Source organism: Rhodococcus koreensis, from assembly GCF_017068375.1.
Classification (GTDB): domain Bacteria; phylum Actinomycetota; class Actinomycetes; order Mycobacteriales; family Mycobacteriaceae; genus Rhodococcus_F; species Rhodococcus_F koreensis.
Genome location: NZ_CP070609.1, coordinates 8,400,019 through 8,424,103 on the forward strand (window position 1 = coordinate 8,400,019; position 24,085 = coordinate 8,424,103).

20 protein-coding genes and 5 pseudogenes are annotated in these 24,085 nt (G+C 65.7%); 15 read left to right on the plus strand and 10 right to left on the minus strand.

Annotated elements, in window-relative coordinates:
* The first annotated feature begins 170 nt into the window (after positions 1 to 170).
* Complete coding sequence (locus tag JWS14_RS38230; RefSeq protein ID WP_072948689.1) at positions 171 to 1,538, plus strand: MFS transporter; 1,368 nt, start codon at positions 171 to 173, stop codon at positions 1,536 to 1,538.
* A gap of 229 nt (positions 1,539 to 1,767) precedes the next feature.
* Here the strand turns inward: JWS14_RS38230 and JWS14_RS38235 are convergent, their stop codons facing one another.
* On the minus strand, positions 1,768 to 2,091 hold the full coding sequence (locus JWS14_RS38235) for a hypothetical protein (protein WP_072948690.1): 324 nt from the start codon (positions 2,089 to 2,091) through the stop codon (positions 1,768 to 1,770).
* Between the two features lie 215 nt (positions 2,092 to 2,306).
* Between JWS14_RS38235 and JWS14_RS50350 the strand changes: the two are divergent.
* From JWS14_RS50350 to dnaJ, 4 genes and pseudogenes are all read left to right on the plus strand, one after another.
* Positions 2,307 to 2,459: pseudogene (locus JWS14_RS50350) on the plus strand (serine protease); the annotation flags it as partial.
* A gap of 499 nt (positions 2,460 to 2,958) precedes the next feature.
* Positions 2,959 to 4,806, plus strand: coding sequence for a molecular chaperone DnaK (gene dnaK, locus JWS14_RS38240; RefSeq protein WP_206015477.1), 1,848 nt, complete (start codon positions 2,959 to 2,961; stop codon positions 4,804 to 4,806).
* A complete protein-coding gene (gene grpE / locus JWS14_RS38245) occupies positions 4,803 to 5,474 on the plus strand; it encodes a nucleotide exchange factor GrpE (RefSeq protein WP_072948693.1) in 672 nt (223 codons plus the stop codon). The genes dnaK and grpE overlap by 4 nt, the downstream gene beginning before the upstream one ends.
* Positions 5,475 to 5,557: 83 nt before the next feature.
* Positions 5,558 to 6,754 (plus strand): molecular chaperone DnaJ, encoded by a 1,197-nt coding sequence (gene dnaJ, locus JWS14_RS38250; protein WP_206015478.1) that lies wholly within the window; start codon positions 5,558 to 5,560, stop codon positions 6,752 to 6,754.
* Between the two features lie 77 nt (positions 6,755 to 6,831).
* On the opposite strand, the pseudogene JWS14_RS38255 reads toward dnaJ, so the two are convergent.
* Positions 6,832 to 6,984: pseudogene (locus JWS14_RS38255) on the minus strand (ParA family protein); the annotation flags it as partial.
* 74 nt (positions 6,985 to 7,058) lie between these two features.
* Between JWS14_RS38255 and nrdF the strand changes: the two are divergent.
* Positions 7,059 to 8,039: a class 1b ribonucleoside-diphosphate reductase subunit beta gene (gene nrdF, locus JWS14_RS38260; RefSeq protein WP_206015479.1), complete on the plus strand. Its 981-nt coding sequence runs from the start codon at positions 7,059 to 7,061 to the stop codon at positions 8,037 to 8,039.
* A gap of 321 nt (positions 8,040 to 8,360) precedes the next feature.
* Positions 8,361 to 9,059, plus strand: a pseudogene (locus JWS14_RS38265) (MFS transporter); the annotation flags it as partial.
* Positions 9,060 to 9,385: 326 nt separating this feature from the next.
* Here JWS14_RS38265 and JWS14_RS51410 read toward each other — a convergent pair.
* From JWS14_RS51410 to JWS14_RS38295, 6 genes are read right to left on the minus strand one after another with little or no spacing between them, the layout of a single operon-like run.
* Entirely contained in the window at positions 9,386 to 10,468 is a 1,083-nt protein-coding gene (locus JWS14_RS51410) for a PDR/VanB family oxidoreductase (protein ID WP_206015480.1), read from the minus strand.
* Positions 10,469 to 10,496: 28 nt separating this feature from the next.
* Positions 10,497 to 11,369, minus strand: a complete 873-nt coding sequence (locus tag JWS14_RS38275; RefSeq protein ID WP_206015481.1) for a metal-dependent hydrolase — start codon at positions 11,367 to 11,369, stop codon at positions 10,497 to 10,499.
* On the minus strand, positions 11,366 to 12,325 hold the full coding sequence (locus tag JWS14_RS38280) for an alpha/beta fold hydrolase (RefSeq protein WP_241031570.1): 960 nt from the start codon (positions 12,323 to 12,325) through the stop codon (positions 11,366 to 11,368). Before JWS14_RS38280 ends, JWS14_RS38275 begins: the two co-directional genes overlap by 4 nt.
* 42 nt (positions 12,326 to 12,367) lie before the next feature.
* On the minus strand, positions 12,368 to 13,156 hold the full coding sequence (locus JWS14_RS38285; protein WP_072948702.1) for a crotonase/enoyl-CoA hydratase family protein: 789 nt from the start codon (positions 13,154 to 13,156) through the stop codon (positions 12,368 to 12,370).
* A complete protein-coding gene (locus tag JWS14_RS38290; protein ID WP_072948704.1) occupies positions 13,153 to 13,629 on the minus strand; it encodes a nitroreductase family deazaflavin-dependent oxidoreductase in 477 nt (158 codons plus the stop codon). The genes JWS14_RS38285 and JWS14_RS38290 overlap by 4 nt, the downstream gene beginning before the upstream one ends.
* 27 nt (positions 13,630 to 13,656) lie before the next feature.
* On the minus strand, positions 13,657 to 14,169 hold the full coding sequence (locus JWS14_RS38295) for a hotdog fold domain-containing protein (RefSeq protein ID WP_241031571.1): 513 nt from the start codon (positions 14,167 to 14,169) through the stop codon (positions 13,657 to 13,659).
* A gap of 254 nt (positions 14,170 to 14,423) precedes the next feature.
* Here JWS14_RS38295 and JWS14_RS38300 point away from each other — a divergent pair, with 254 nt between their 5' ends.
* Both JWS14_RS38300 and JWS14_RS38305 read left to right on the plus strand, forming a co-directional pair.
* Complete coding sequence (locus JWS14_RS38300; protein ID WP_206015482.1) at positions 14,424 to 15,002, plus strand: TetR/AcrR family transcriptional regulator; 579 nt, start codon at positions 14,424 to 14,426, stop codon at positions 15,000 to 15,002.
* Positions 15,003 to 15,218: 216 nt separating this feature from the next.
* Entirely contained in the window at positions 15,219 to 18,506 is a 3,288-nt protein-coding gene (locus JWS14_RS38305; protein ID WP_206015483.1) for a protein kinase domain-containing protein, read from the plus strand.
* 205 nt (positions 18,507 to 18,711) lie between these two features.
* Here the strand turns inward: JWS14_RS38305 and JWS14_RS51860 are convergent.
* Positions 18,712 to 18,975 (minus strand): annotated as a pseudogene (locus JWS14_RS51860) (DUF202 domain-containing protein); the annotation flags it as partial.
* A 207-nt stretch (positions 18,976 to 19,182) separates the two neighbouring features.
* Between JWS14_RS51860 and JWS14_RS51865 the strand changes: the two are divergent.
* The 5 genes and pseudogenes from JWS14_RS51865 (at position 19,183) to JWS14_RS38330 (ending at position 21,780) form a co-directional block, all read left to right on the plus strand.
* Positions 19,183 to 19,755 (plus strand): hypothetical protein, encoded by a 573-nt coding sequence (locus JWS14_RS51865; protein WP_143051385.1) that lies wholly within the window; start codon positions 19,183 to 19,185, stop codon positions 19,753 to 19,755.
* A gap of 264 nt (positions 19,756 to 20,019) precedes the next feature.
* Positions 20,020 to 20,142 (plus strand): annotated as a pseudogene (locus JWS14_RS50365) (short chain dehydrogenase); the annotation flags it as partial.
* A gap of 280 nt (positions 20,143 to 20,422) precedes the next feature.
* A complete protein-coding gene (locus tag JWS14_RS50370) occupies positions 20,423 to 20,617 on the plus strand; it encodes a Rossmann-fold NAD(P)-binding domain-containing protein (RefSeq protein WP_241031722.1) in 195 nt (64 codons plus the stop codon).
* A gap of 121 nt (positions 20,618 to 20,738) precedes the next feature.
* Positions 20,739 to 21,038 carry a WhiB family transcriptional regulator gene (locus JWS14_RS38325; RefSeq protein ID WP_072948719.1) on the plus strand — a complete coding sequence of 100 codons (300 nt, stop codon included), beginning with the start codon at positions 20,739 to 20,741 and terminating at the stop codon, positions 21,036 to 21,038.
* Between the two features lie 52 nt (positions 21,039 to 21,090).
* A complete protein-coding gene (locus JWS14_RS38330; protein ID WP_206015484.1) occupies positions 21,091 to 21,780 on the plus strand; it encodes a GntR family transcriptional regulator in 690 nt (229 codons plus the stop codon).
* A 13-nt stretch (positions 21,781 to 21,793) separates the two neighbouring features.
* Here the strand turns inward: JWS14_RS38330 and JWS14_RS38335 are convergent, their stop codons facing one another.
* Complete coding sequence (locus JWS14_RS38335; RefSeq protein ID WP_241031572.1) at positions 21,794 to 22,489, minus strand: response regulator transcription factor; 696 nt, start codon at positions 22,487 to 22,489, stop codon at positions 21,794 to 21,796.
* A gap of 297 nt (positions 22,490 to 22,786) precedes the next feature.
* Here JWS14_RS38335 and JWS14_RS38340 point away from each other — a divergent pair, with 297 nt between their 5' ends.
* Positions 22,787 to 23,665, plus strand: coding sequence for a dihydrodipicolinate synthase family protein (locus JWS14_RS38340; RefSeq protein ID WP_206015485.1), 879 nt, complete (start codon positions 22,787 to 22,789; stop codon positions 23,663 to 23,665).
* Positions 23,666 to 24,085: the final 420 nt, after the last annotated feature.

Genomic DNA, 24,085 nt, shown 5'->3' on the forward strand with positions numbered 1-24,085 from the left:
TCGGCGTTCTGCGTCACCAGTGGATTGGTGACAAACTCATCTGTGCGCCCACACAAGTGAGAGGGACTGCGCCCCCGGGACTGTGACGCAGACCCAAATCGTCCCGTGGATGCTCACAATCTTCGCCGCCGCATCTCGCCGCCAGGTGAGAGGGCGGTCACAGTATGGCAATGACTTACACCGCCACTGCCGCCCCGCCCAGCCTCCGCGCCCAAGCCCGGAAGGCCTCGGTCGCTGCTGCGCTCGCCTCGTCGCTCGAGTGGTACGACTTCTTCATCTACGGCACCGCTGCCGCGCTCGTCTTCAACAAGACCTTCTTCGATACCGGGGACCCGGTAGTGTCCGCAGTCAATTCTTTCGCAACATTCGCCGTCGCGTTCGCTGCCCGGCCATTCGGTGGTGTGATTGCCGGGCACTTCGGCGACAAGGTCGGCCGCAAGCCGGTGTTGATCACCGCGATAGTCCTGATGGCCGTCGCGACGTTTCTCATCGGATTTACCCCGGACACCCAACTGATCTGGCTTGCACCGACATTCCTGATCATCCTCAGAGTTACGCAAGGACTGTCTCTCGGCGCCCAATGGGGAGGAGCGATGCTCCTTGCCACCGAGTACGCCCCGGAAAATCGGCGCGGCTTCTACGGGAGCTTCGCGCAGATCGGTGTGCCGATCGGCGTGCTCACGGGAAATCTGGTCTTCCTTGTGTTGAACGGGACTGTCGGTGAACCCGCCTTCCTGGCGTGGGCGTGGCGGATACCGTTCTGGATCAGCATCGTGATGCTCGGAGTCGGGCTCTACATTCACCGGTACCTCGAGGAAACCCCGGCATTCCGTGCCGCCGAGACGTCCCTTGCTTCCGCGGCGAAATCCACCTCACCCGTGCTCGAAGTTGTACGGAACAACTTCGCGACGATTCTGCAAGCGGCAGGCACGTTCATCGTCGTGAACGCCATCTTCTACGCCACTATCATCTCGTCGTTGCAGTACGCGAACGTGGTGCTGAAGATTGCGACACCCCAGGTCCTGCTACCAATCCTCGTCGGCGCGGGTGTGCAGGTAGTTCTCATGCCGGTGGCTGCGCTCGCCTCGGACATCTTCGGCAGACTACGTGTCTACGCGATCGGAGTCGTGGCGATCGGACTGTGGTCCGTACCGATGTGGTTGATTTTCAGCCAAGCGACCCCGCAGAACACTGTGCCGATCTGGGTGGCCGTCGTCGTCGCGTCGGCCTTGATCAGCATCTGTTACGGCCCACAAGCCGCGCTCTTCGCGGAGATGTTTCCCCCGCACGTGCGGTACTCAGGTGCATCGTTGGGATACCAGATCGCCACGGTCGTCGGAGGCCTCACACCAATCGTCATGGTGGCCTTGATCGACGGAGAACTCGGCAACGCGTGGAGATTCGCCGCATACGTCGTACTCCTCGCGTTGGTGGCGCTCGTCAGCGTCGGACTAATCCATCGCGGACACAACAACACGCACGGCGCCACCAGCAAGGGGATTGCCCCCACCTCTCGCAGCACCGCCGAAACTTGGTGAAGTATTGATCGACGTCGGAGAGGAGCGACACGCCTTGACGCTGCAAGCAAGGGGAGTTCGTGTGTATGCGTCGCTCTCTTGACCCTCGTGTTGTGGCTCGTGATTGAGGTGTGCTCATAGAACTCGACGCCACACCGGTCGAACAGGCCCACCCGTGTACTGGTCTCCGCAGGTGACAGACGGGCTGCCGCACCTCTCCGATAGCTGAAGGATTATCAGCCAACGATTTTCACCGTCCCTCCGGCGGCCACTTCCAGCCGCGGAGGGCGTAGTACTTCTCGCGGGGCTCACCGGTCCAACCATTGATGCCTTTCCGTGGAAGCCACCAGGCGTGGACCAGCAGGACGATCATGACCAAGGCGCCGAGCAGCACGAAGAACCAGAATCGCCCCGCTGTGCTGGAGACCAGGACCGACAGGCCACAAAACACGACCATCTTCCCGATCCGCCGCCATTTCGGGGTGTGCTCCTCCCAATGTCCCCACACGATGGTGCCTACTGCGGTGATCCCGCAGATCACGGCGATCTCAAACCAGTAGGGCCAGCTGCTCATCGTTCACCTTCCCATGATTCCGCAGCTACCGCAGCACCGATCCACACAATGCCTGACCCAACGTCATGGTGTAGCCGTCCCGGCCCATTCAAGGGTGCGATCACACAACTCGCGGGGCCGCCCTCGAGCGGACGGCACGGTCTGCGTGAGCTATCCGAGGAGCCCGCTGCGCTGGCAGGGTCGCCGCGCGGCTCGCGGCAATGTCCGTGCCCGGCGGCCCACCGGTGGTCGTCGGCTCCACGCTGGTGGCGATGGTCAACGCCAACCCCGTCGCCCCGTGTATCGGCCCGGAGATCGGCACCAACATCAATTCGATTGTCGCCGACATGAATGCAACGGGCGGGTACGGCGCCGGCTACCGGCCCATCTCAGTAGGCGGATACATAAGCTCCCGACCGACTGGCGGATCCGTCGTTGCACAGGCGCATCCAACCGCATCACTGTCCCGCCGGTCAGCACCCCGTCGGTGAAGGCGAAGTTGCCGTGGAATCGGGTGTTGATCGTGGCCAGTTTCGACCACCTGAATATTGCGGTGTTCCGTCGATCGAGTGGTTCGATCAGATGCCCTGGCACCATCGCCTCCTGGTGGGTCGTGTCGGGCGAGATTCGACCCCCATGGTTCGACGGGGTGCCCCGGTCCTCCAGCCCGCGCACGGGTCGTGTTGTTCCCTCCTTCGATGAGGTGGGACGCGGTGGTGCCGCGGCATCCGACGAACACTCCAATGTTGAGCGTCTAACGCTCAATTCTTCTTGACCTCATTTTAGGTCCGAGGGAAAATTGAGTCGATAACACTCAGGTTCGGTGGGTGTGAGGTCTAGCGGTTCCGCGAAGGACCACGCCCGCCAGGTGTGGTGCTGGAGGCGGTCATGGCTCGCGCGGTGGGAATCGATTTGGGGACCACAAACTCGGTGGTGTGTGTACTCGAGGGTGGCGACCCGGTGGTGGTCGCCAACTCGGAGGGTTCGCGCACGACACCGTCGGTCGTGGCGTTCGCGAAGAACGGTGAGGTGCTGGTCGGCCAGCCCGCCAAGAACCAGGCCGTCACCAACGTGGACCGGACGGTGCGGTCGGTAAAACGGGAGATCGGCACCGACTGGCATGTGGCAATCGACGACAAGAAATACAGCGCTCAGGAGATCAGCGCCCGAGTGCTGATGAAACTGAAGAGGGACGCGGAATCGTATCTGGGTGAGGACATCACCGACGCCGTGATCACCGTCCCCGCGTACTTCGAGGACGCCCAGCGTCAGGCCACCAAGGAAGCCGGCCAGATCGCCGGCCTCAACGTCCTGCGCATCGTCAACGAGCCCACCGCGGCCGCACTGGCCTACGGCCTCGACAAGGGCGACAAGGAACAGACCATCCTGGTCTTCGACCTCGGTGGCGGCACCTTCGACGTCTCGCTGCTCGAGATCGGCGAGGGCGTCGTCGAGGTCCGGGCCACGTCCGGCGACAACCACCTCGGTGGTGACGACTGGGACGACAGGATCGTGAAGTGGCTGGCCGAGAAATTCAAATCGCACAACGGGTTCGATTTGACGAAGGACAAGATGGCGATGCAGCGGCTGCGAGAGGCCGCGGAGAAGGCCAAGATCGAACTGAGCTCGTCGCAGAGCACGTCGATCAACCTGCCCTACATCACCGTCGATGCGGACAAGAACCCGCTGTTCCTCGACGAGCAACTCTCGCGCAGCGAGTTCGAGAAGATTACGTCCGATCTCCTCGACCGTACCCGGGCTCCGTTCCAATCGGTGATCAAGGACGCGAAGATCTTGGTCAAGGACATCGACCACGTCGTGCTCGTCGGCGGTTCCACCCGCATGCCCGCTGTGACGAATCTGGTGCGCGAGTTGACCGGCGGGAAGGAACCGAACAAGGGCGTCAACCCGGACGAGGTCGTCGCCGTCGGCGCCGCCCTGCAGGCCGGCGTGCTCAAGGGCGAGGTCAAGGACGTGCTGCTCCTCGATGTCACCCCGCTGTCCCTCGGCATCGAGACCAAGGGTGGCGTGATGACCAAGCTCATCGAGCGCAATACCACCATCCCGACCAAGCGGTCCGAGACCTTCACCACGGCTGACGACAACCAGCCCTCGGTGCAGATCCAGGTGTTCCAGGGTGAGCGAGAGATCGCCTCGCACAACAAGCTGCTCGGCTCGTTCGAGCTGGCGGGGATTCCGCCGGCACCGCGTGGCGTGCCGCAGATCGAGGTCACCTTCGACATCGACGCCAACGGCATCGTGCATGTGACCGCGAAGGACAAGGGCACCGGTAAGGAGAACACGATCAAGATCCAGGAGGGCTCGGGCCTGTCCAAGGAGGAGATCGACCGGATGATCAAGGACGCCGAGGCACATGCCGCGGAGGACGCTCAACGCAGAGAGGAGGCGGAGGTCCGCAACCAGGCCGAGTCGCTGGTGTATCAGACCGAGAAGTTCATCAAGGACAACGAGGACAAGGTGCCCGCCGACGTCAAGGAAAAGGTCGAGGCGTCGATCACCAATGCCCAAGAGAAGTTGAAAGGCAGCGACGTCGCGGCCATCAAAGAGGCCATCGAAAAACTGACCACCGACTCGCAATCCCTGGGCCAGGCGATCTACGACGCACAGGCGAAGGACTCGGCCGCCGCCGGCGGAGGGAACGGCGCCTCGGAAGGGGCCGGTGAAGTCTTCGACGCTGAGGTGGTGGACGAACCTGGACGGGAGGACACCCGATGACCAGCAGCGAGCGGCGCAACGGCGACAAGCCGCCGCGGGAACCGATCGCGATCACCGACAAACGCCGTGGCGATCCGGACACCGGCCGGGTACGCGAGCACACCCCGAGCGAGCCCGTCACCCCGACCCCACAACGGGAACCCGACCCGACCACGCCGGACGCCGAGATGCACCCTGGGTACCGGACTGATCGGGAGGCGGGCGAACACCCTGATCGAGTGGCGGAGTTGACCGCCGATCTGCAGCGGGTGCAAGCCGAGTACACCAACTACCGGCGCCGAATAGAACGCGACCGGCACCTGGCGGTCGCGGCCGCGATGGCATCGGTGGCGGCGAAGTTTCTCGGGATCCTCGACGATCTCGACCGAGCCCGCGAGCACGGCGACCTCGAATCCGGACCACTGGCTGCGATCGCGGCCGAACTCGGTGCGATCCTGAGCGGCCTGGGGGTGGCCGCATTCGGTGAAGAGGGCGACCGCTTCGATCCCACCCTGCACGAAGCAGTCCAGCACGAAGGCGCTGGGGGCGATCCCGTCGTGGGCAGGGTGCTGCGACGCGGCTACACATTCGGTGGCGGCAAGGTGCTGCGGACCGCGACAGTCACCGTGGTCGAGGGACCCGCTCGGCCAGGGGACGTCACGGGCACAACATCGGGCGACGATTCCTGAGACGCCGCCCACGAACCCGTCAACGCCGTTCTTGGCGCGTAGCCCTTTTCCAGCTACCGGCCAGAGGGAAAGGAGGATTCTCGGTGACGCAGCGGGAATGGCTCGACCGCGACTTCTACGCCGCTCTGGGTGTCCCTTCAACGGCGTCGGCCGAGGAAATCAAGAAGGCATACCGCACATTGGCTCGGGAGCTGCATCCGGACGCAAACCCGCACAACACCCAGGTAGGGGAACGGTTCAAGGCCGTCAGCGAGGCGTACGCGGTGCTATCTGACCCTGCCAAACGCAAGGACTACGATCGCACGCGCCGGCTGTTCCGATCCGGGGCGTTCGCGAGGACGGGTTTTCGTCCTGAAGCTGGCACCACCACCACCGCCGCGCGCGCCGGGTCGGGCGGCTTCGACTTCGGGGACCTGTTCGGGAGCCATTCACCCTTCACCGTGGGCGATCCTCTGGGCGGGGTGGGTGATGTGCTCGGAGACCTGTTCCGGCGCGCCGGAACCCGAGCGGCGTCGGCCCGGCCGAGGCGGGGCAGGGACGTCGAGACCGAGACCCGGCTGTCCTTCCGGGAGGCGGTCGCCGGGATGGTGTTGCCGCTGAGGGTGAGTGGGCCGATGGTGTGCACCAGCTGTCACGGCTCCGGCGCACGACCGGGAACCCGGCAACGGACCTGCCCACACTGCCACGGCGTCGGGACGCGCAACCGGAATCAGGGCGGCCTCGGGTTCGGCGAACCCTGCGACGATTGCCGGGGCACGGGATCGATCGTCGACACCCCCTGCCCGGACTGCCAGGGCGCCGGGATCGGGGACCGCACCCGCACCATCTCCGTCCATGTCCCGCCCGGAGTGAGCGACGGGCAACGCGTCCGGCTACCCGCGCAGGGTGAACCCGGTCTCGCCGGGGCACCGTCGGGGGACCTGTATGTCACCGTGCGGGTGGACCCGGACCCGGTGTTCGCCCGCAGCGGCGATGATCTCACCGTCACCGTTCCCGTGTCCTTCGCCGAACTTGCCTTGGGGACAGTGCTGTCCGTGCCCACCCTCGATGGCCAGATCAGTGTGAAGATCCCGCCAGGCGCCCAGTCCGGGAAAACGTTCCGGCTGCGCGGACGCGGGGTGGCCCACCGCGGCGCCGCGGTCGGCGATCTGCTGGTAACCGTAGAGGTCGCGGTCCCGCCCGAACTTGACCACGAGGCTGCCGAGGCGCTGCGTGCGTACGCCCGGGCAGAGGAAACAAGCGGATTCGACCCCCGCGCCGGATGGGCCGGAAAAAGATAATGCCGAGAAAAGAGGTCGGCGTGATCGCCTCGGGCAGTCCCGTCGGAGCCGTTCTTCGGGATAGGGGACTACGAAGTCCTGGTCTCCCTGAGGTCGAGCTTGCCGTCCCGCGGATCCCAGTTGTCGATCACCACGGTGTTACGGAATGCCGCAGGCTCGAGCACCTTTCGGATCGTGTGGGCGGTCGGGTCGAGCGCGAGCGGTTCGGTTTCCATCGGCACGGTGACGTGTGCGGTGGACAATTCTGCGGTGGGACAATGAAGTGTCGTCACGACCACGCGCCCGTCGAGGAGGCGCATCCGCAGTGACATCACGAAACGAAGGTCGGCGCCTCGACCGCGTCCACGCGATCGACTGGAACCGGGTGCCCGATGCGACGGACGCCGCCGTGTGGGATCGGCTGACCCGCAACTTCTGGCTCCCGGAGAAAGTGCCGCTGTCCAACGATCTTCGCTCCTGGCAGACGTTGACCCCGGCCGAGCGGCAGATGACCGTCCGGGTGTTTACAGGGCTGACGCTGCTCGACACTGCCCAGGCCACCGTGGGGGCAGTCGCCATGATCGCCGACGCCGTCACCCCGCACGAGCGGTCGGTGCTGACCAACATGGCCTTCATGGAGTCGGTGCACGCCAAGAGCTACAGTTCGATCTTCTCCACCCTGTGCTCGACACGGCAGATCGACGAGGCGTTCACCTGGTCGGAGGAGAACGCTCACATGCAACGCAAGGCCCAGATCGTCCTCGACTACTACCGCGGCGACGACGCGCTCGCACGCAAGGCGGCCTCGGTGATGCTCGAATCGTTCCTGTTCTACTCGGGGTTCTACCTGCCTCTGTACTGGTCCTCACGGGGCAAGCTCACCAACACCGCCGACCTGATCCGACTGATCATCCGCGACGAGGCGGTGCACGGGTTCTACATTGGCTACAAGTGTCGGCGCGTGCTCGAGCGGATGCCCGTCGGCCTGCGGGCCGCCCACCACAACTACACCCACGAGCTGCTGCACGCCCTGTACGAAAACGAGGTCGGGTATGCGCGGGATCTGTACGATGAGGTCGGCTGGACCGAGGACGTGCTGCCGTTCATGCGGTTCAATGCGAACAGGGCGCTGGCGAACCTCGGCTACCACCCCGCGTTCCGGGACGACGAGTGCCAGGTGAATCCAGCGATCCTCGCTGCCCTGGACCCCGGCGGCGGGGAGACGCACGAGTTCTTCTCCGGTGCCGGCAGCTCGTACGTGATTGGCAAGCACCAGCACACCGAGGACGCAGACTGGGACTTCTGACCCGTGTGGTTGCCTCGTCACGGTCGGAGATCGCTTGGGATGGGACCAATCCCGAGGAGAAGCGGCTCGGCCGATCCGTGACGATGTCCGCGATTACGTGGTCGACTGTCTCGGTGACCGCGCTGGGGCGTTGATCGTCGGCGACACCGGTTCGGAGAAGAAGGGCGCGCCCCACGATCGAGGCGTGGCGCCATACGGCGGAGGTGTACGCCGATCCGGAGCTCGCTCGGATCCTGTCGACGCCGTCCATGGGTGATGTGGGGGCCCTGCCACTGCGAGAAAAAGGGGTGGAGTAGTCCCCGGACGGTGGTTCGATCTTCGGCTACTGAGCCGACTATCCCGTGGATTCGGATCTTCACCACCCGTACCTTCGTCACCGGCGTATTCCTGGTGATGAGTGTGTACGCCATGTCGTCCGTCATCCTCGCTTGGTTGCCGTCCTACTTCGAGGTCGGCCTCGGTTACAGTCGTCTGCAGGCTGGATCCATGTTCGCTTTCCCCAGCATCACGGGGTTGATCCTCATGCTGCTGACGTCGACGATCGGCGACCGTCTGATAACTCGAGGAGTGTCGAGTCGCAGGATTCGGATCGTGCTCCCCGCCATCGGTGTGTTGGTCTGTGGTGCCTTTCTTCTCGTCCTGCCAGCCATCACTTCCCCGGCCCTGGCAGTCCTTGTAGTCTCGCTCGGCTACGGCTTCGCATCGCCGGTGTTCACCATGCTCAACGCTGCGATCGCGGAAATCTGCCCATCGCACCAAACCGCAGGAACTCTAGGAGTGTTTTTGGCGCTCATGGCGATCGGTGGACTCATCGCCCCCTATGGCACCGGACTCATCGTCGACGCCGCGAGCACACCGGCAGCCGGTTACGCGACGTCCTTTCAAGTCCTCGGTGTAATCGCCGCGGTTTGTGCCTTGCTCGCGATTCTCTTGGCGAATCCAGATCGAGCAAGGCACTCGCACGCGCCGCGCGCTAGTGCTGATCGCGGCGTACCCGATCCTCACGCGCGCATAGCCTGACCGGAAAGAGCGCCCGAACGGACAGGTGCCGAGACCCCTACCGCCGCTCGCACTTGCGGACGTAGGGGTATGTGGCCCCCGAGGCTCAGATCAACCGAGAATCGGTTGATCTGAGTCTGGCGTTTCCCTGCCGAACTCCGCTTGGCGGGGAGGGCGAGATCATGACCGAGACACTCGATCCCATGGTCGGGGTCGGCGCTGCCTTGGCTGAAATGCTGTGTGCCGTGAGGAGCCGTCATCAGGGTGTCGCGGTGCTCCGGGTCGGGTTCACTCCGGAATCGGTAGCGGCCACGGATGACCCTTCTGGTGTGCTGGAAAGTGAACGGTCACAGGTCGATGGTGAGTGGGGTGGAGTTCGCGCGGTCGGTGCAGAGCAGCATGGTGTCTGGTTCATCGAGGAACGCCGATCGTCCGCGGCGGTCGACGTCACCGGAGACGACCCGCACTCGGCATGTGCCGCAGAATCCTTGCCGGCACGAGTACGGCACGTCGGGCTGTACCTCTTGCACGGCGGCGAGGGCCGATGTATCCGCGGGGACGTGGACGAATTCCGTGGCGCGGGCCAGGAGAATCTCGAACGACCGACCACCGACGACCGGTTCGGGGCTGAATCTTTCGAAATGCAGTCCGGCGGCACCGGTGTGGTCGAATGCGGTGTGAATGTCGGCAAGGAGTCCGGGCGGTCCGCAGAAATAGACCGAGGTGCGGGAACCGGCGTGTGCCAGCAGCTCGGCGGTAGTGCGGCGCGGACCGGTGAGGATCCGGACCCGATCGGAATCGAGTTCGCCGATCTCGTCGAGAAATGCCATGGTCGCGGTGTCACGGCCGAGGTAGGTCAGGTGCCAATCGACACCCGCCGCGGCCGCCGCGCGCACCATGGGCAGGATCGCGGTGATCCCGATTCCTGCGGCGACGAACACGGCCCGGGAGAGGTCGGCCCGTGCCAGGTGCGGATAGGCGAAGGGGAAGGCGTTACGGGGACCAGCCGCGGTGACCCGACTGCCGACGGGCAGTCGGTCGTGGATCTCGATCGATGTGCCGCCGCCGTCGGGGATGCGCCGGATCGCGATCCGATAGCTTCGCCGATCGGTGGGATCGCCGCACAGTGAGTACTGACGGACCTTCCCTGAGGGCAGTGTCAGGTCGATGTGGGCGCCCGGGTGCCACTGCGGCAGGACGGAGTGATCCGCGGATTCCAGTCGCAGGCTGAGCACCCCGTCGGCCTCGAGGCGCGTGTCGGCCACGACGAGGCGCAGCATCCGATCGATAGGTGTGGGTTCGATGATCCGCACCCGGCTGGTCACGGCGCCGTATCCACGGACCACCAACTGTAGGCCGGACATCAGCCGGTCGGGTTTGTTCGGCCGGCGCAGCGATGGGGGGACGGGTGGGGGACTGAATCGGGTCATGAGCGGACTCCAGATCGGACGATGGTGCTCAGTCGGCGGCACGAGCCGCAGGTGAGGAGGCGAGATAGGCGACTGCCTGGCTGGTCGAGCCGTACCGGGAGGGGTGGTAGCGGGGTCGGAAGTACTCGACGAACATTCGTGCCAGGCTCCACGGGCTCGGAAACAGACCTTTCCGCCAGGTCCGCCGAGCAGCACGAAACCGGATGCGCCGGTCGGCCTCGTCGAGTTCGGGGTCGACGGACATCAGATAGCGGATACCGCGGGCCCACAAGACCACCAGAAACGGTGCGGCGATCAGCCACGCGCGCACCCTGCGCGGGTAGCGGCCGTCGAGGTGGGTGAACAGGTCGAACGCCACGTGCCGGTGTTCGACCTCCTCGGCCAGGTGCCAGCGGAACAGGTCGAGCACCTGCGGGTCGAGGGCATCGTCCCAGGCGCGCGCGTTGAGCCCCCAGTCCCCGAGATAGGAGGTGAAGTGTTCGAGGGCGGCCACGACGGCGACCCGCTCGAGCAGCCAGGAATGGGCTTTGCGGCCGGTCAATTCGCGGTCGCCGAGCAGACGGCGGAACATCCATTGGATCTGCGCGACGTACGGATCGGTGTCGAGTCCTTGCGCCTTCAGATGCTCGAGCAGTGATTGGTGCGACGACGAGTGGGTGGCCTCCTGGCCGATGAACCCGATCACGTCCGCACGGACGGCGTCGTCCTTGATCAGCGGCAGCGCTTTCTGGAAGACCTCGACGAAGAACACTTCTCCCTCGGGCAGGAGCATGTTCATCCCGTTCGCCAAATGCGTTGCGAACGGGTTGGCGTCGAAGTAGTGCATCGGCAGCCCGGTCCAGTCCCAGGACACGTTCCGGGCGGTGAGGGCGACCTTGTCGGCCTCGGGTTGGGTGGTCATCGTGCTTCTCCGATCGAGTTGGCGTCTTCTGAGACGAAGGACCGCACGTGGTCGGCGACCGCAGTCGGGTTGAACAGGGGTATCCAGTGCCCGCCGTCGACGGAATGGACCCGTGAATTGATTGCCCAGCGACCGATGTCGACCTGGCTCGCGGGAGTGATGAAGATGTCCCGGCGCGGAGCGAGCACCTGAACGGGCACCTCGGTGGTGCGTTGCTGCGGGCGGAGCAGGCGCGGGAGCAGGTTCGCGGTGTAGATCCTCAGCGCGCCGCGGTTGTCGCGGGCGCGGTGCGCCGGCAGGCCTGCGGGGCGGGCCCCGGTTTCGAAGTGTCCGGCCAGCGCGATCGCGGCGTCGACCAGTCCCAGCCGGCACGCCAGCGGGGCGACCCAGGGGATCTGGAAGAACCCCATGTACAGCGGCGACTTCCACTGCCCCAGAAGGTCTTTCCATCCTCGGGGGCCCGCGGCAAGCCGGGACCGGATCCAGTAGGGCACGTGATCGAGACACGGCCCGGAGATCGAGGTCAGCGACGCGATGCGATGCGGTTGCGCCGGATCGGTGGCGGCATGCCACGCCTGCACCGAGCCCCAGTCGTGCCCGACGAGATGCACCGGCCGCCCCGGCGAGACCGCGTCGATGACCCGGCCGATGTCGTCTGCCAGCTGGTCGAGGCGGTAGTCCCGGATTCGTCTCGGGTGCCCCGACGCTCCCGACCCCCGTACGTCGAATGTCACCACACGCACCGTTGACGCGAGTTCGTCCGCCACCTCGTCCCAGACCCGGTGATCATCGGGAAACCCGTGCACACACATCACCGTCGGCGCGTGGGGGTTCCCGCGTTCGTGTACCGCCAGCGGCACCCCGTCCGAGGCGTGAACGAGCCGCGTCGTCACGACGCCCTCGCCAATACCGTCGGGGTTCACGGTGCGATGCGTCGATCGATTCCTTGGTGTCATGCGAAGTCCTTCGTGGATGTGTCGGCGGGTGACCCCGTATGGTCAGCGTCCGGTGAAGACGGCGTCGCGTCGCTCGATCAACGATTGGATGCCCTCGGCGCCGTCGGCGGAACCGAACAGGCGGGCGACGTCGGATCCGAGTTGGGAGATTGCGGCGTCGTCGCCGAGCCGGCGGGCGCGGTGCGCGCTGGCGAGGACGGCGTCCACTCCGAGAGGCGCGGCCTTGTCGGCGATGGTGTGCGCGATGTGGCGTGCCCGTTCGACGGGGTTGTCGGCGATCTCCTGGACGAGGCCGATGCGGTGGGCTTCGGTGGCGTCGAATTCGTCGCCGGTGAGCATCCAGCGCATGGCGTTGCCCCAGCCGGTTTCCCGGGGGAAGCGCAGCGTGGCGCCGCCGAACGGGTAGATGCCGCGGCGGACCTCGAGTTGGCTGAACCGGGTGCCGGCCGCAGCGACGCGGATGTCGGCGGCGAGCAGCAGTTCGATGCCCAGCGTCATGACCCAGCCGTGGGCTGCGGCGACGAGCGGTGTCGTCCAGTCGCCGTCCAGTCGCCAGGGGTCGCGCCCATCGGCGGGGTACGGAGTTTCACCGGCCGCGATCGCTGGGGCGACGTCGACGAGGTCGAGTCCGCCGGTGAAGTGCTCGCCGTGGGCGAACAGGACGCCGCAGCGCAGTTCGGGGTCGGATTCGAGCAGGGCATACGCACGGGACAGATCGCCGAGCATAGCGAGGTTGAACGCGTTGCGTTTGTGGGGTCGGTTCAAGCCGATCAGCAGGACGTGTCCGTCGCGTTCGAGCGTGATCGTGTCGGGTTGAGCGGTGTCGGTCATCGGGATCCTTGTGGTGGGTCGGCGAGGTTGCGGGTGAACGTGATTCGGACGGAAATCGGTGCACTCTGTAGTGCGCGGAAGGTAGCGGCGGTCATCGCGGCGAAGTCGGGATGGGATGTGAAGGTGCGTGTGCGGGCGTCGACATCGTCGCCGGGTTCCAATCGCGCGGTTCCGGTGCGCCAGTGGGCGCCGTGCCGGATCCGCACCCGTGGGTCGGCGGTGATGTTCGCCGTCCATCCGGATCGCGTGCCGTGTTGCGAGATCAACCAGGCCCCGGTGTCGTCGAAGGTTGCGGCGACCGGCACACGACGGTATCGGCCGGTCTTGCGTCCGATCGTTTCAAGTTCCGTGGCGAGTGTGGTGCCGATCCCGATGCGATTGAGCGCTCGCACGGTGGGATTGGCGACGTAGCGTCCCATCAGGCGCTCGATACGGAACTTGCGGCGGGACCGCTTCTCTGGGGTCTGCGTCATCGAGTCTTCCTCTCGACGTTTCGGGAGTCAGTCGTGTTTCTTGCGGGCGACGCGCATGGTGATGCGGGCGCGTACGGCGACCGTGCCGTCGGTCGTGAGTACCTCGACCGGGACTTCCAGGTCGACCGGATCGTCACCGAATGCGGGAATCGCATCTATCGCCGCGACGGCGCGCATGTCGGTGGCCGCTTTCGCGAGGTACTCGACGGTCATGCCCACGGGGATCCATCGGTGCGTGACCGGAACGGTGACGTCGGTCATCATGCCCGCCGCCAGTTCGGCCATGTTGCACGAAGCGATGGCATGGAATGTTCCGAGATGGTTGCGTGAGCCGCGGCGGTTCGGGGCCCGCACTTCGCAGCGCGCCGGCTCGAGGATCGTGATTTCGGGATGAATGGTCCCGAAGTAGGGGGCCTTGAAGCAGACACCCGTGGTGAAGAGTTGTTTGCCCAGGGGCAGCTGCCGCAGCGTATTCCATAGTCTGAGACTCGTGCTCTTCGTCGAACCAGTCGAATATTCCTGCACCGTTGGGTTATTCACTGAGACAACCTGTTCTCTCTGTTCGGTGTTCCGAGTCGGGCATGTCGTGGCTGGACCCGTGGACGAGCTGGGGTCGAGATCCGCGAAGTCGGAGCTGCCGGGCCATCTGGTGACGCCGCACGACAGGGCGCCGGGGTGGTCGGGTGCACCCTTCGATGAAGTAGGTGTGAACCCAAGTTACGTGTTTCACGCAACCATAGTAGAATGATCGTGCTACCGCAAGGATTGTTCGCTCAACGCAAGGAGGGATGCCGATGACACCGAGTCCCCGCGATCGGCTCATCGCCGGCACGATCGCGCTCGTGCGGGAGCGCGGCGTCGCCGGCACCGGAATCACCGAACTGCTGGCGCGTAGCGACACCGCGCGGCGGTCCGTCTACCAGAACTTCCCCCGCGGGAAGGCAGAACTCATCGAGGAATCCACCCGGGTGGCCGGCCAGCTGATGAGTGCGATCATTGCCGAGTTCGCCGCGTCCGACAGCCCCGCCGACAGCCTCATTGCGTTCATTCGGATGTGGAAGGACACGCTGGAGGCCAGTGACTTCACCGCCGGATGCCCGATCGTCGCCGCCGCCCTCGGCGGCCCGGAGGCACCGTTGGCGCCCGCGGTTGCCGCCGAGGTATTCGATAACTGGGCGAGTCTGCTCGCCGAGCAACTCGAGCGCACAGGGGTTGATGAGGCTGCCGCCCGGTCGCTCGCGACCACCGCAGTGTGCGCAATCGAGGGCGCCGCCATCCTCGCCATCTCCTCGCGGTCGGTGCGCCCACTCGACCAGGTCGGCGTCCACCTCGCCGAGCTCGTGTCCCTTCATCTGGGCGACAGTCGCCCATAGACGCGGCCCGGGCGAGATCAACTACCGCGCAAGCATCATCAGTCACAGGGCCGTCGGTATCGGACACAACCACATGCGGCGATATGCTGAGGGGAAGTGTCGGGAGGTTTCGCATGTGGTATTTCGACGATCGCCTTCCCATGACTCACGTGCAGCGGGGTTTCCCGTATTTCGGGGCACACGTACTGCGAGACGACAGCGTGGTAGGCCGTTTCGATGGACGACAGTGACCCGCTCGCCACCCAGCGGTCCACGGATCCCCCGGTCGCCGCGGAGCTGAGCGCGGCCGGGTTCGACGACGCCCACGAGATCGGGCGCGGTGGTTTCGGGGTGGTCTACCGCTGCACGCAGGCCGCCCTGGACCGCACGGTGGCGGTGAAGGTGCTCACCGTCGAACTCGACGAGGAGAACCGGGAGCGGTTCTTCCGGGAGCAGCGGGCGATGGGACGGCTGACCGGGCATCCGAACATCGTCAATGTGTTGCAGGTCGGCGCCACCGACAACGGGCTGCCCTACCTCGTGATGCAGTACCACCGGCAGGACTCCCTCGACACCCGTATCCACCGCGACGGTCCGCTGCCGCTCGGTGACGCGCTGCGGTTGGGGGTGAAGATCGCCGGCGCGGTGGAGACCGCGCACCGGCTCGGTATCCTGCACCGTGACATCAAGCCCGCGAACATCCTGCTCACCGACTACGGTGAACCCGCGCTGACGGACTTCGGTATCGCGCACGTCGCCGGCGGCTTCGAGACCGCCACCGGCACCGTCACCGGGTCCCCGGCCTACACCGCGCCGGAGGTCCTCACTGGTGACCCGCCGACCACGGCGTCGGACATCTACGGCCTCGGCGCCACCATGTTCAGTGCACTCACCGGTCATGCGGCGTTCGAACGCCACAGCGGTGAACAGATTGTCGCGCAGTTCCTGCGGATCACCACCCAACCGGCGCCCGACCTGCGTGAGCACGGCGTCCCTGAAGACGTATCTGCGGCGATCGCCTGCGCGATGTCCGGCACTCCCGGCGAGCGGCCGGCCACTGCCGCAGATTTCGGTGAGCAACTGCGCCGGATCCAACACGATCACGGGCTTGCGGTCGACGAGATGGCGCTGCACGCCGAAGCGGGCGCAGCCTCGTCAGGCCAGGAGCCGCCACCGGCGCGGACACGATCCGCGACGTTTCGTCCTCAGATTGCGCACCCAGTGCCGGCCCGAGCGTCGAAGGGGAATTTGTCGTTGGGGTTGACGAGTTTCGTCGGTCGCCGGCACGAACTCACCGAGGCGAAGAACCTGTTGACCGGATCCCGGCTGCTGACGTTGACCGGGATCGGCGGTGTCGGGAAGACCCGGCTGGCGCTGCAAGTGGCCGCGAACGTACGACGTGACTACGGCGGCGGGGTGTGGCTGGTCGAGCTCGGTGAGCTCGGTACCCCGTCGCTGCTGGTGGATGCGGTGGCCGGCGCGCTGGGGTTGCGGGATCATCAGGCGCGGCCGCTACTCGAGGTGCTGGTGGAGTACCTGGCCGCGCGGGAGCTGCTGCTGGTTCTCGACAACTGCGAGCACGTCATCGACGCGGTCGCCGTGCTGGCCGTGGCTCTGCTACTGGCGTGCCCCGGGCTGCGAATCCTCGCCACCAGCCGCGAACCCCTCGGCATCGGAGGGGAGGCGGTGCTGCGGGTGCCCCCGCTGACGGTCCCGGATGGTCATCGGGAACCCTCGCTGCGGGGACTGCCCCGGTATGACGCGGTGACCCTGTTCGCCGAACGCGCCGCCGCCGCTGTCCCGGGTTTCGAAATCACCGAGGACAACATGGTCGCCGTGGCGCGGATCTGCCACCGGCTGGACGGGTTGCCGTTGCCCATCGAGCTGGCGGCGGCCCGGCTGCGGGCGATGTCGCCCGAGCAAATCCTCGAGCGCCTCACCGACCGCTATGCCCTGCTGACCCGCGGAAGTAGGGGCGCGCCGTCGCGGCAGCAGACCTTGCGGTTGTCGATCGACTGGAGCTTCGAGCTGTGCACCGTTCGGGAGCAACTGGTGTGGGGGCGGGTATCGGTATTCGCGGGAAGCTTCGAACTCGATGCGGCAGAACAGGTCTGCGGCGCGGGTCTGACTTCGGCCGACCTGCTTGACGCGGTGACCTCGCTGGTGGACAAGTCGATCCTGATCCGCCAGGAAGCCGGCACAGTGGTGCGGTTCCGGCTACTCGAGACCGTCCGCGAATACGGCCGCGAGAAACTCGAACAGACCGGTGAAAACGTGACTCTGCGCCGCCGGCACCGGGACTGGTACCAGGCACTGGCGGTCGACGCGGAGGTGGACTGGATCAGCGCACGCCAGCTCGAGCTGACTTCACGCCTGCGACGGGAGCAACCGAACATCCGAGAGGCGCTGGAATTCTGCGTCACCGACGATCCCGCCGCCGGCCTCCACGTCGCCGCCGCACTGTTCCCGTTCTGGCTTTCTCAGGGTCTCTACAGCGAGGGCCGGCGCTGGCTCGACCGCTTCCTGGCCACCTGGGCCGGCCCGTCGAGCGTCGAACACATCAAATCGCTGTATGCGGCGAGCGTGCTGGCTGGGATGCTGGGCGACCTCCCCGCCGGCGCCGCGCTGATGGCGCAGGGACGCGCGATCGCCGCGCACACGAGCGACCCGATGACGCACGCGTTTATCGATTACGCCGAGGGCACATTGGCCCTGCTCGGCGGTGACCTCGCTCGCGCGTGTTCGTATTTCGAACGTGCCCTCGCAGTATTCGGCACCCGAGAGGATCGCACCCTCGAGACCGGTGCTCTGAGCATGCTGGGGATGGCCTACGAATTGCGCGGCCAGACGGAGCGGGCAATCGAGTGCCACGAGCGCGTGCTCACGATCACGGAGGCGTGCGGCGAAGCCCTGCACAGGGCGTACTCGCTGTGGGCGCTGGGCGTGGTCGCGTGGCAGCAGGGTGACGCCACGCGTGCGGAGCGGCTCGTCGAACAGGCGTTGCAGCTGACCCGCGCGAACTTTCCCCGCGTCGCCGCATCCTGTCTCGAGGCACTGGCCTGGATCGCCGGGGAGCACCGCGACGCGAGGCGGGCGGCAGTCCTGATGGGAGCGGCAGAGGAATTGGGGCGCTCCGTCGGCAGCGTCGCGGTCATCTACCCCACCCTGCTCGTCTATCACGACGCCTGCGCGGAGAAGGCACGTCGGGACCTCGGCGACAAGGCATTCGAGGCGGCTGGTCGCGAAGGACGCCACCTGGATTTCGACGCAGCCGTCGCCTACGCCCTCGACGAGCGTGCCCCGCACACAACCGATCCCGCTGCCGGTTCGGCGGTGAAACTGACCAAGCGTGAGGAACAAGTCGCCGAACTCGTCGCCGAAGGCATGACCAACAAGGCCATCGCGGCGAAGCTGGTGATCTCCGAACGCACCGCGCAGGGCCACGTCGAGCACATCCTGACCAAACTCGGGTTCACCTCCCGCGCACAGGTCGCCGCCTGGGTCGTCGAGCAACTCCAACGATGAGCGCAGCCGACGTATCCGGGTTAGCGATGACACTTGAAGGCAGTCGATCCAAGGTCGCCTTCACGGGATTGCTGTCCAGGAGGACCGCGGGCGGTCCACTCCGAGACGAGAGGATCACCCTCGACGTGTGTGGGGTGGGGCGCAAGGTCTGCTGTGACTGTCAGTGCCGCTTCACGTTTACCGAAGGCTTGGAGGCATGCGCTCTTCAGTGAGCGGCGAGGGCTAGTGCCTCGACGGCGGCGAGAAGTGCCGTGGCAGACGATAATGCCAGTGTCGCTCGGCCGCGACGGGGCCGTCGGGAGCGGCCCTGAGACTCGCAGAATGCGCAGAGACTGAGTGTGATGGCGAGAGCGAGGATGGCGAAGGCGAGGAACCCGAGGCGGCCGAAAGTCAGTCGATCGAGGCTGGCACCTCCGGCGGCGATGGCGAGGGCAGTGCGTTGCCAGGCGAGGAAGGTAGGTTCGTTCGCGAAGCTAAAGCGTTATTCGGGCTCTTTGGCGGATTGGACGTATACCCATTTGGGCCAGCGCTTCTGGAGTTGCGTCACGAGCAAGCCTCTCTGATCAAGTGGCGACACAGAATACCCGGTCGGGGTGTCTGTGGAGCGGATTGACGCGAGAACCGTCCGCTCCATCGTCATGACCCGATAGTCCGGTTTCGTTTTTCTCTCGTCGCGATGCTGGACGCCGAGTGTGCAAACGCGCAGATACTCAAAGATGTTGCGGCCGAAATATTGTGGCGGCATCCTGACCATGCGATCATCACCAGTTTTTCAGGGCTCGCCGATGTTACCGGTGCCCGGGTGCTGGCCGAGATCGGCGACGACCGCGGCCGCTCCGCCCGGCGCACGTGGGCTGAAGGCGTATGCCGGGTCGGCACCGGTCGCTCGTGCATCGGGGCGCAGCATCGCAGTCACTCGCCGCCACGTGAAGAACAACCGGTTCGCCGTTCTCAGGTTCGTCTGGCATTCGTCGCCGCCGGCCGGGAATGCCGGCCCGCGCGCACTACCTTGCCCGGCGTGACCGTGGTGATCGCCACGCGGCTGCACTGTTCAACCGCATGCTCGGTCAACTTCATTGCTGCCTGCAAACCGGTCGGATGTACGACGCGAGCACAGCATTTCCCTGCCCGCGAGCACGCCGAACGCGCCTTCTGCGACATCGGTGCGGCCCGGTCGAGGTCGCCCGCCACCGGCGGGCCCGCCCCGGCTCCCCGCAGATCATCCTTGACTCTCATGAGCCGTCGATGAGAATTCGCCGGATGGCTCTGCCGGTCTGTCGGGGTGACTGCTGCAAAAGATACTCGCTGTAGGAGCACGTCCGCCGAGAATCTCGTGCAGGTGAAGGCAGGATCAGTCGTGGCGAGGCGCAAGGGAGGCCCGCGGCCTGTCGCGTTGTCGCGAACGCTTGTCCAGGCGACTTCTCCGCGCGCAGAGAGCGTGTGGAACCCGGAGACTAAAAGGACATGTTGAAGTACCATTAATGGCGAAATGAACTTCGATTCGGGAGATGGAATGCGGATTCTCGTTGCGGGCGGTACCGGCAAGGTCGGCGCGGCCGTCGTCGAAGCGCTGAGGGGCAAGCACGAGGTGCTGGTGGCCTCTCGGACGAGTGAGTATCGGGTGGACGTCGGTGACGGAGCATCGATTGATCGCCTGTTCGGTCAGGTCGGCACCGTCGACGCGGTGGTCAGTGTGTTGGGATCGACGCCGTTTCCGCAGTTCACGGACCTGACGACGGACCACTTCCGGGCCGGTATCGCGAACAAGTTGCTCGGACAGATCGACCTGGTGCTGCGCGGTCGTCCGTTCGTCGCCGACGGCGGATCGTTCACGCTGGTATCGGGCATTCTCGCCCAGCGAGCCCATCCGTTCCGGAGCCGTAGCATCGACTGTCAACGGAGGGCTCGAGTCCTTTGTGCGCGCGGCAGCGACGGAACTGCCGCGGGGCATCCGCATCAACGCGGTCAGCCCGACGGTGGTCACAGAAGCCCTCGACGTGTACGGCGATTTCTTTCCCGGATTCGCGCCGGTGCCGGCCGCAGATGTTGCCCGGGCGTTCGTGAAGTCGGTGGAAGGTGTTCATACGGGGCGCATCTATGAACTCGACTGAGCTGCGGACCCGGCGCGTCGCGTCGTATCGCCAAAGGTCGGACGGTTCGAGTGTGGGTGCGGGGCATGGCGGGACGGTGCGAGCCGGTGGGCAATCGATCGACCGACACCCGCCGGTCCCGGTGTCCGGCGAAGCGGATCAGGGCAACGCCGAGTGGCAGCAGTTCTCGGCGTGCCGCGGTTCGAATACCGAGTTGTTCTACCCTCGAGACGGTGAAGCGCAGCATGTTCGGCTGAGGCGTGAACGAACCGCGAAGCAGCTGTGTGACGCCTGCCCGGTGGCGCGTCATTGCGCGGATTACGCGTTGATGAGCAAGGAGCGGCACGGTATCTGGGGTGGCATGACCGCTCAGGAACGACGCAACCATGAACGGCGCGCGCGTTTCGCGGTGGCGCGGAATTCTCGGCCGGTCTCGCTCTGATCGGCCGGTCGGGGCATTGTTGTATCCGGGACATCGGTAGCAAGGAGGTTGTATGCCGGAACACCGTGAGGCTGCTCTCCTGCCGGTGGCCTCGACCACACGTCGCGATGGTGTGATCGCGCAGATCAAACGCGCCATCGTGCTCGGTTCGCTGCAGCCCGGGGAGAAGCTCACCGAGGCGCGACTCTCCTCCGAATTGAACGTGAGTCGTCCGACCGTCCGGGAGGCGCTGGGTCAGCTGGCGCAGGAGGGCCTGCTCGTCCAGGAGCCCTATCGCGGGTTGCGGGTGGCGTCGCTCGACGATGCGGCACTGCTCGATATCGCGGAAACGCGGATGGCGCTCGACATGCAGGCGGTGTCGGCGATCTTGGCCGATGCGTCCGGGCATCGGATGGAACTCGTCCTGCAGGCCTGGCGCGACTTCGACGCCCGCGCATTCGATCCCGATCCGCTCGTCTATCACGAAGCCCACCTGGCGTTTCATCGAAGTATCTGGGCGGCGTCGGAAAACTACCTGCTGATGCGGCTGTGGCCGGTCACGGAAGCGCATATCACCATTGCGCTGCTGCACGACCAGTACACGCGCGCCGATCCCGCGCGCGCCCACGCGGTGCATGCCGCGTTGATCGAGGCTTTCGAGACCTGTGACCTGGAGCAGATTCGTGCCGCCTTCACGGTGCACACGATCGGCAGTGCGCGAGAGCTGGTCGCTCTGCTGGCCGCGCGTCGCGCCGCGACCTGACGATGGCTCCGTCTCACGCCCGAAAGACGTAACCGATCCCCCGGACGGTGTGGATCAGTCGTCCGGCTCCGGTGGCCTCGAGTTTGCCGCGTAGCGAACTGAGACACACGTTCAGCACGTTCGACCGTGCTGCCATCGACACCGGCACCGCCCAGACGGTGCGGAGGAGATCTTCGCGGGAAACGACGCGCCCGGCCTCCTTGGCGAGGACGACCAGGACATCGAATTCCTGTCGGCTCACCTCGACCCATTGGCCGTGGGAGTACACCGTTCTCCCGGTCAGGCTAATGGTCATCGCGGGGAAGACGAGGTCCTCGATCGGTGTCCAGCGCGCACGACGAAGGACGGCGCGGAACCGTGCTGCGAGTTCGGGCACGGTGCAGGGCATCACCACGTGGTCGTCAGCGCCGGCATCGAGGATGGCGATGCGGTCGGCGCTCGACGCCGTGCTGCTGATGACACAAATTCCCGCACCGACTCCGTCGAGTCGCTGCCGTTGAACCGTGGACGCGATCTTTGCCCCTTCGCGTTGGAAATAGGCGATCAAATCGGGGCGCAGTGCGTTGAGCCTGCTCGGTGTCAGGTCGCCTTGGTCGGTGGTGGAAACGCGAAGACCGTGGGTGCCGAGCTTGCTCAGCAGGGTCGGCGATCCGAGGCCTACCAGCAGTACCGAGGGTTGTGTGAGCTCATCTGACGCGAGGCAGGTCACGGATCCGATCCTCTTCGGGAAGCACCAACGGCGATGACATCTGCAGCGGCATGCTGCAACACATCTCGCGAAGAAGGTCTCGGCACAGCACCGCCCAGGAAGGTGAGAAAGGTCCACCTGCGGTCACATTCATCTACGAACTCCGGATTGATCGGGGGCCCTGTGGCGCCCTGGGGACGTGCCAGTCCGTCGGCGACACTTCCCGGCTTCATCGTTACCCCGATTACATCCCATGCTTGCCGTTTTTGGCAAGTTTCACTTACCATTAATGGGTCACTTGCTCCCCAGGAGGTATCCATGTCAAAAGTTCTCAAGGGCGTCTACTCGGCGGTCGCCACTCCCTTCACCCAGGATCAGCAGATCGACGAGGCCGGTCTGCGCCGGTTGGTCGACCGCACCATCGAATCCGGGATTCACGGGCTCGTTCCGCTGGGGTCGACGGGTGAGTTCTTCGCCCTGAGCCGCGGCGAACGCGAATGCGCCCTGGAGGTGGTGCTCGAGCAGACCGCAGGACGGGTGCCGGTGGTACCGCACACCGGGGCTACCAGCACCGCCGAGGCGATCGCGCTGTCCCAGCACGCGGAGAAGGCGGGCGCGACCGCGCTGATGCTGGTGGCGCCGTACTACGAGCCGTTCAGCATCGACGAGGTCAAGAGCTACTACAAGGACGTCGCCGGATCGGTGTCGATCCCCGTGATGGCCTACAACCTGCCGGCCGCGACCGGCGTGAACCTGACCCCGCAGATCCTCGGTGACCTGATCGACGAGGTTCCCAACGTCAAGTACGTCAAGGACACCAGCGGTGACTTCACCGCCGCGGCGCAGCTCATCCACGAGTTCGGTGACAAGGTCTCGGTGTTCGTCGGCTGGGACACCCTCTTCTACGCCGCCCTGCTCGAGGGTGCCGCCGGTTCGGTCATCGGCGCGGCGAACGTGGTGCCGCGTCAGCTGGTCGATGTGTACGACGCCATCGCGGCGAGTGACCTCGAGCTGGCTCGCAAGCTGTGGGCCAAGCTGTTCCCGGTGATGAGCACCCTCGTCAGCGGTGGATACACCGCGGCCGTCAAGGCCGGGATGGAGCTGGTCGGACACCCCGCCGGCCCGCAGCGGGCGCCCGGTGCCGCCCTGGCCGGCCCGCGCCTCCGCGAGCTCGAAAAGGCCCTCGCGGCACTGTAAACGGGGACGCACCGTCCCGCCCACAACGATGATCGCCGGCCCCGTCTCGGGGCCGGCGATCATCGTTGTGGGCGGGCTTTTTTCGACTCGGGAGGTCGCATCGGCCACGCCGAGACCGGCAGATGCAGGGCGTCCTTCTGGGCCGCGTCGTAGCTGGATCACGCTGTCGGCGATCAGGTCTCGCACTTGCCATACCGACTGGAACCGAGTGCGTTTTTCCATCATCGGGCGCGGGGCGGGGCTGTCGATGACGAGGTGCGTCCACCGATTGCCTCGGGACCGGTCGTGCGCCATGTGCGTCGAGCGAGCCCGCGCCGCAGGTGCTCGACGCGGCGGCCTCGCGACAGCTCCCCCCGGGATGTGCGTCAAGAGGTGTGCACTGATGCACGGCAGAACGGCGGGGGACGAAGTCGTGACTTC

What these genes read in the sequence shown, in the direction of transcription:
- JWS14_RS38230 (WP_072948689.1), top strand. Translation starts at nt 171, where the DNA reads ATGACTTACACCGCCACTGCCGCCCCGCCCAGCCTCCGCGCCCAAGCC.
- JWS14_RS38235 (WP_072948690.1), bottom strand. Translation starts at nt 2,091, where the DNA reads ATGAGCAGCTGGCCCTACTGGTTTGAGATCGCCGTGATCTGCGGGATC.
- dnaK (WP_206015477.1), top strand. Translation starts at nt 2,959, where the DNA reads ATGGCTCGCGCGGTGGGAATCGATTTGGGGACCACAAACTCGGTGGTG.
- grpE (WP_072948693.1), top strand. Translation starts at nt 4,803, where the DNA reads ATGACCAGCAGCGAGCGGCGCAACGGCGACAAGCCGCCGCGGGAACCG.
- JWS14_RS51410 (WP_206015480.1), bottom strand. Translation starts at nt 10,468, where the DNA reads ATGACCCGATTCAGTCCCCCACCCGTCCCCCCATCGCTGCGCCGGCCG.
- JWS14_RS38275 (WP_206015481.1), bottom strand. Translation starts at nt 11,369, where the DNA reads ATGACCACCCAACCCGAGGCCGACAAGGTCGCCCTCACCGCCCGGAAC.
- JWS14_RS38280 (WP_241031570.1), bottom strand. Translation starts at nt 12,325, where the DNA reads ATGACACCAAGGAATCGATCGACGCATCGCACCGTGAACCCCGACGGT.
- JWS14_RS38285 (WP_072948702.1), bottom strand. Translation starts at nt 13,156, where the DNA reads ATGACCGACACCGCTCAACCCGACACGATCACGCTCGAACGCGACGGA.
- JWS14_RS38290 (WP_072948704.1), bottom strand. Translation starts at nt 13,629, where the DNA reads ATGACGCAGACCCCAGAGAAGCGGTCCCGCCGCAAGTTCCGTATCGAG.
- JWS14_RS38300 (WP_206015482.1), top strand. Translation starts at nt 14,424, where the DNA reads ATGACACCGAGTCCCCGCGATCGGCTCATCGCCGGCACGATCGCGCTC.
- JWS14_RS38305 (WP_206015483.1), top strand. Translation starts at nt 15,219, where the DNA reads ATGGACGACAGTGACCCGCTCGCCACCCAGCGGTCCACGGATCCCCCG.
- JWS14_RS51865 (WP_143051385.1), top strand. Translation starts at nt 19,183, where the DNA reads ATGCTGGACGCCGAGTGTGCAAACGCGCAGATACTCAAAGATGTTGCG.
- JWS14_RS38330 (WP_206015484.1), top strand. Translation starts at nt 21,091, where the DNA reads ATGCCGGAACACCGTGAGGCTGCTCTCCTGCCGGTGGCCTCGACCACA.
- JWS14_RS38340 (WP_206015485.1), top strand. Translation starts at nt 22,787, where the DNA reads ATGTCAAAAGTTCTCAAGGGCGTCTACTCGGCGGTCGCCACTCCCTTC.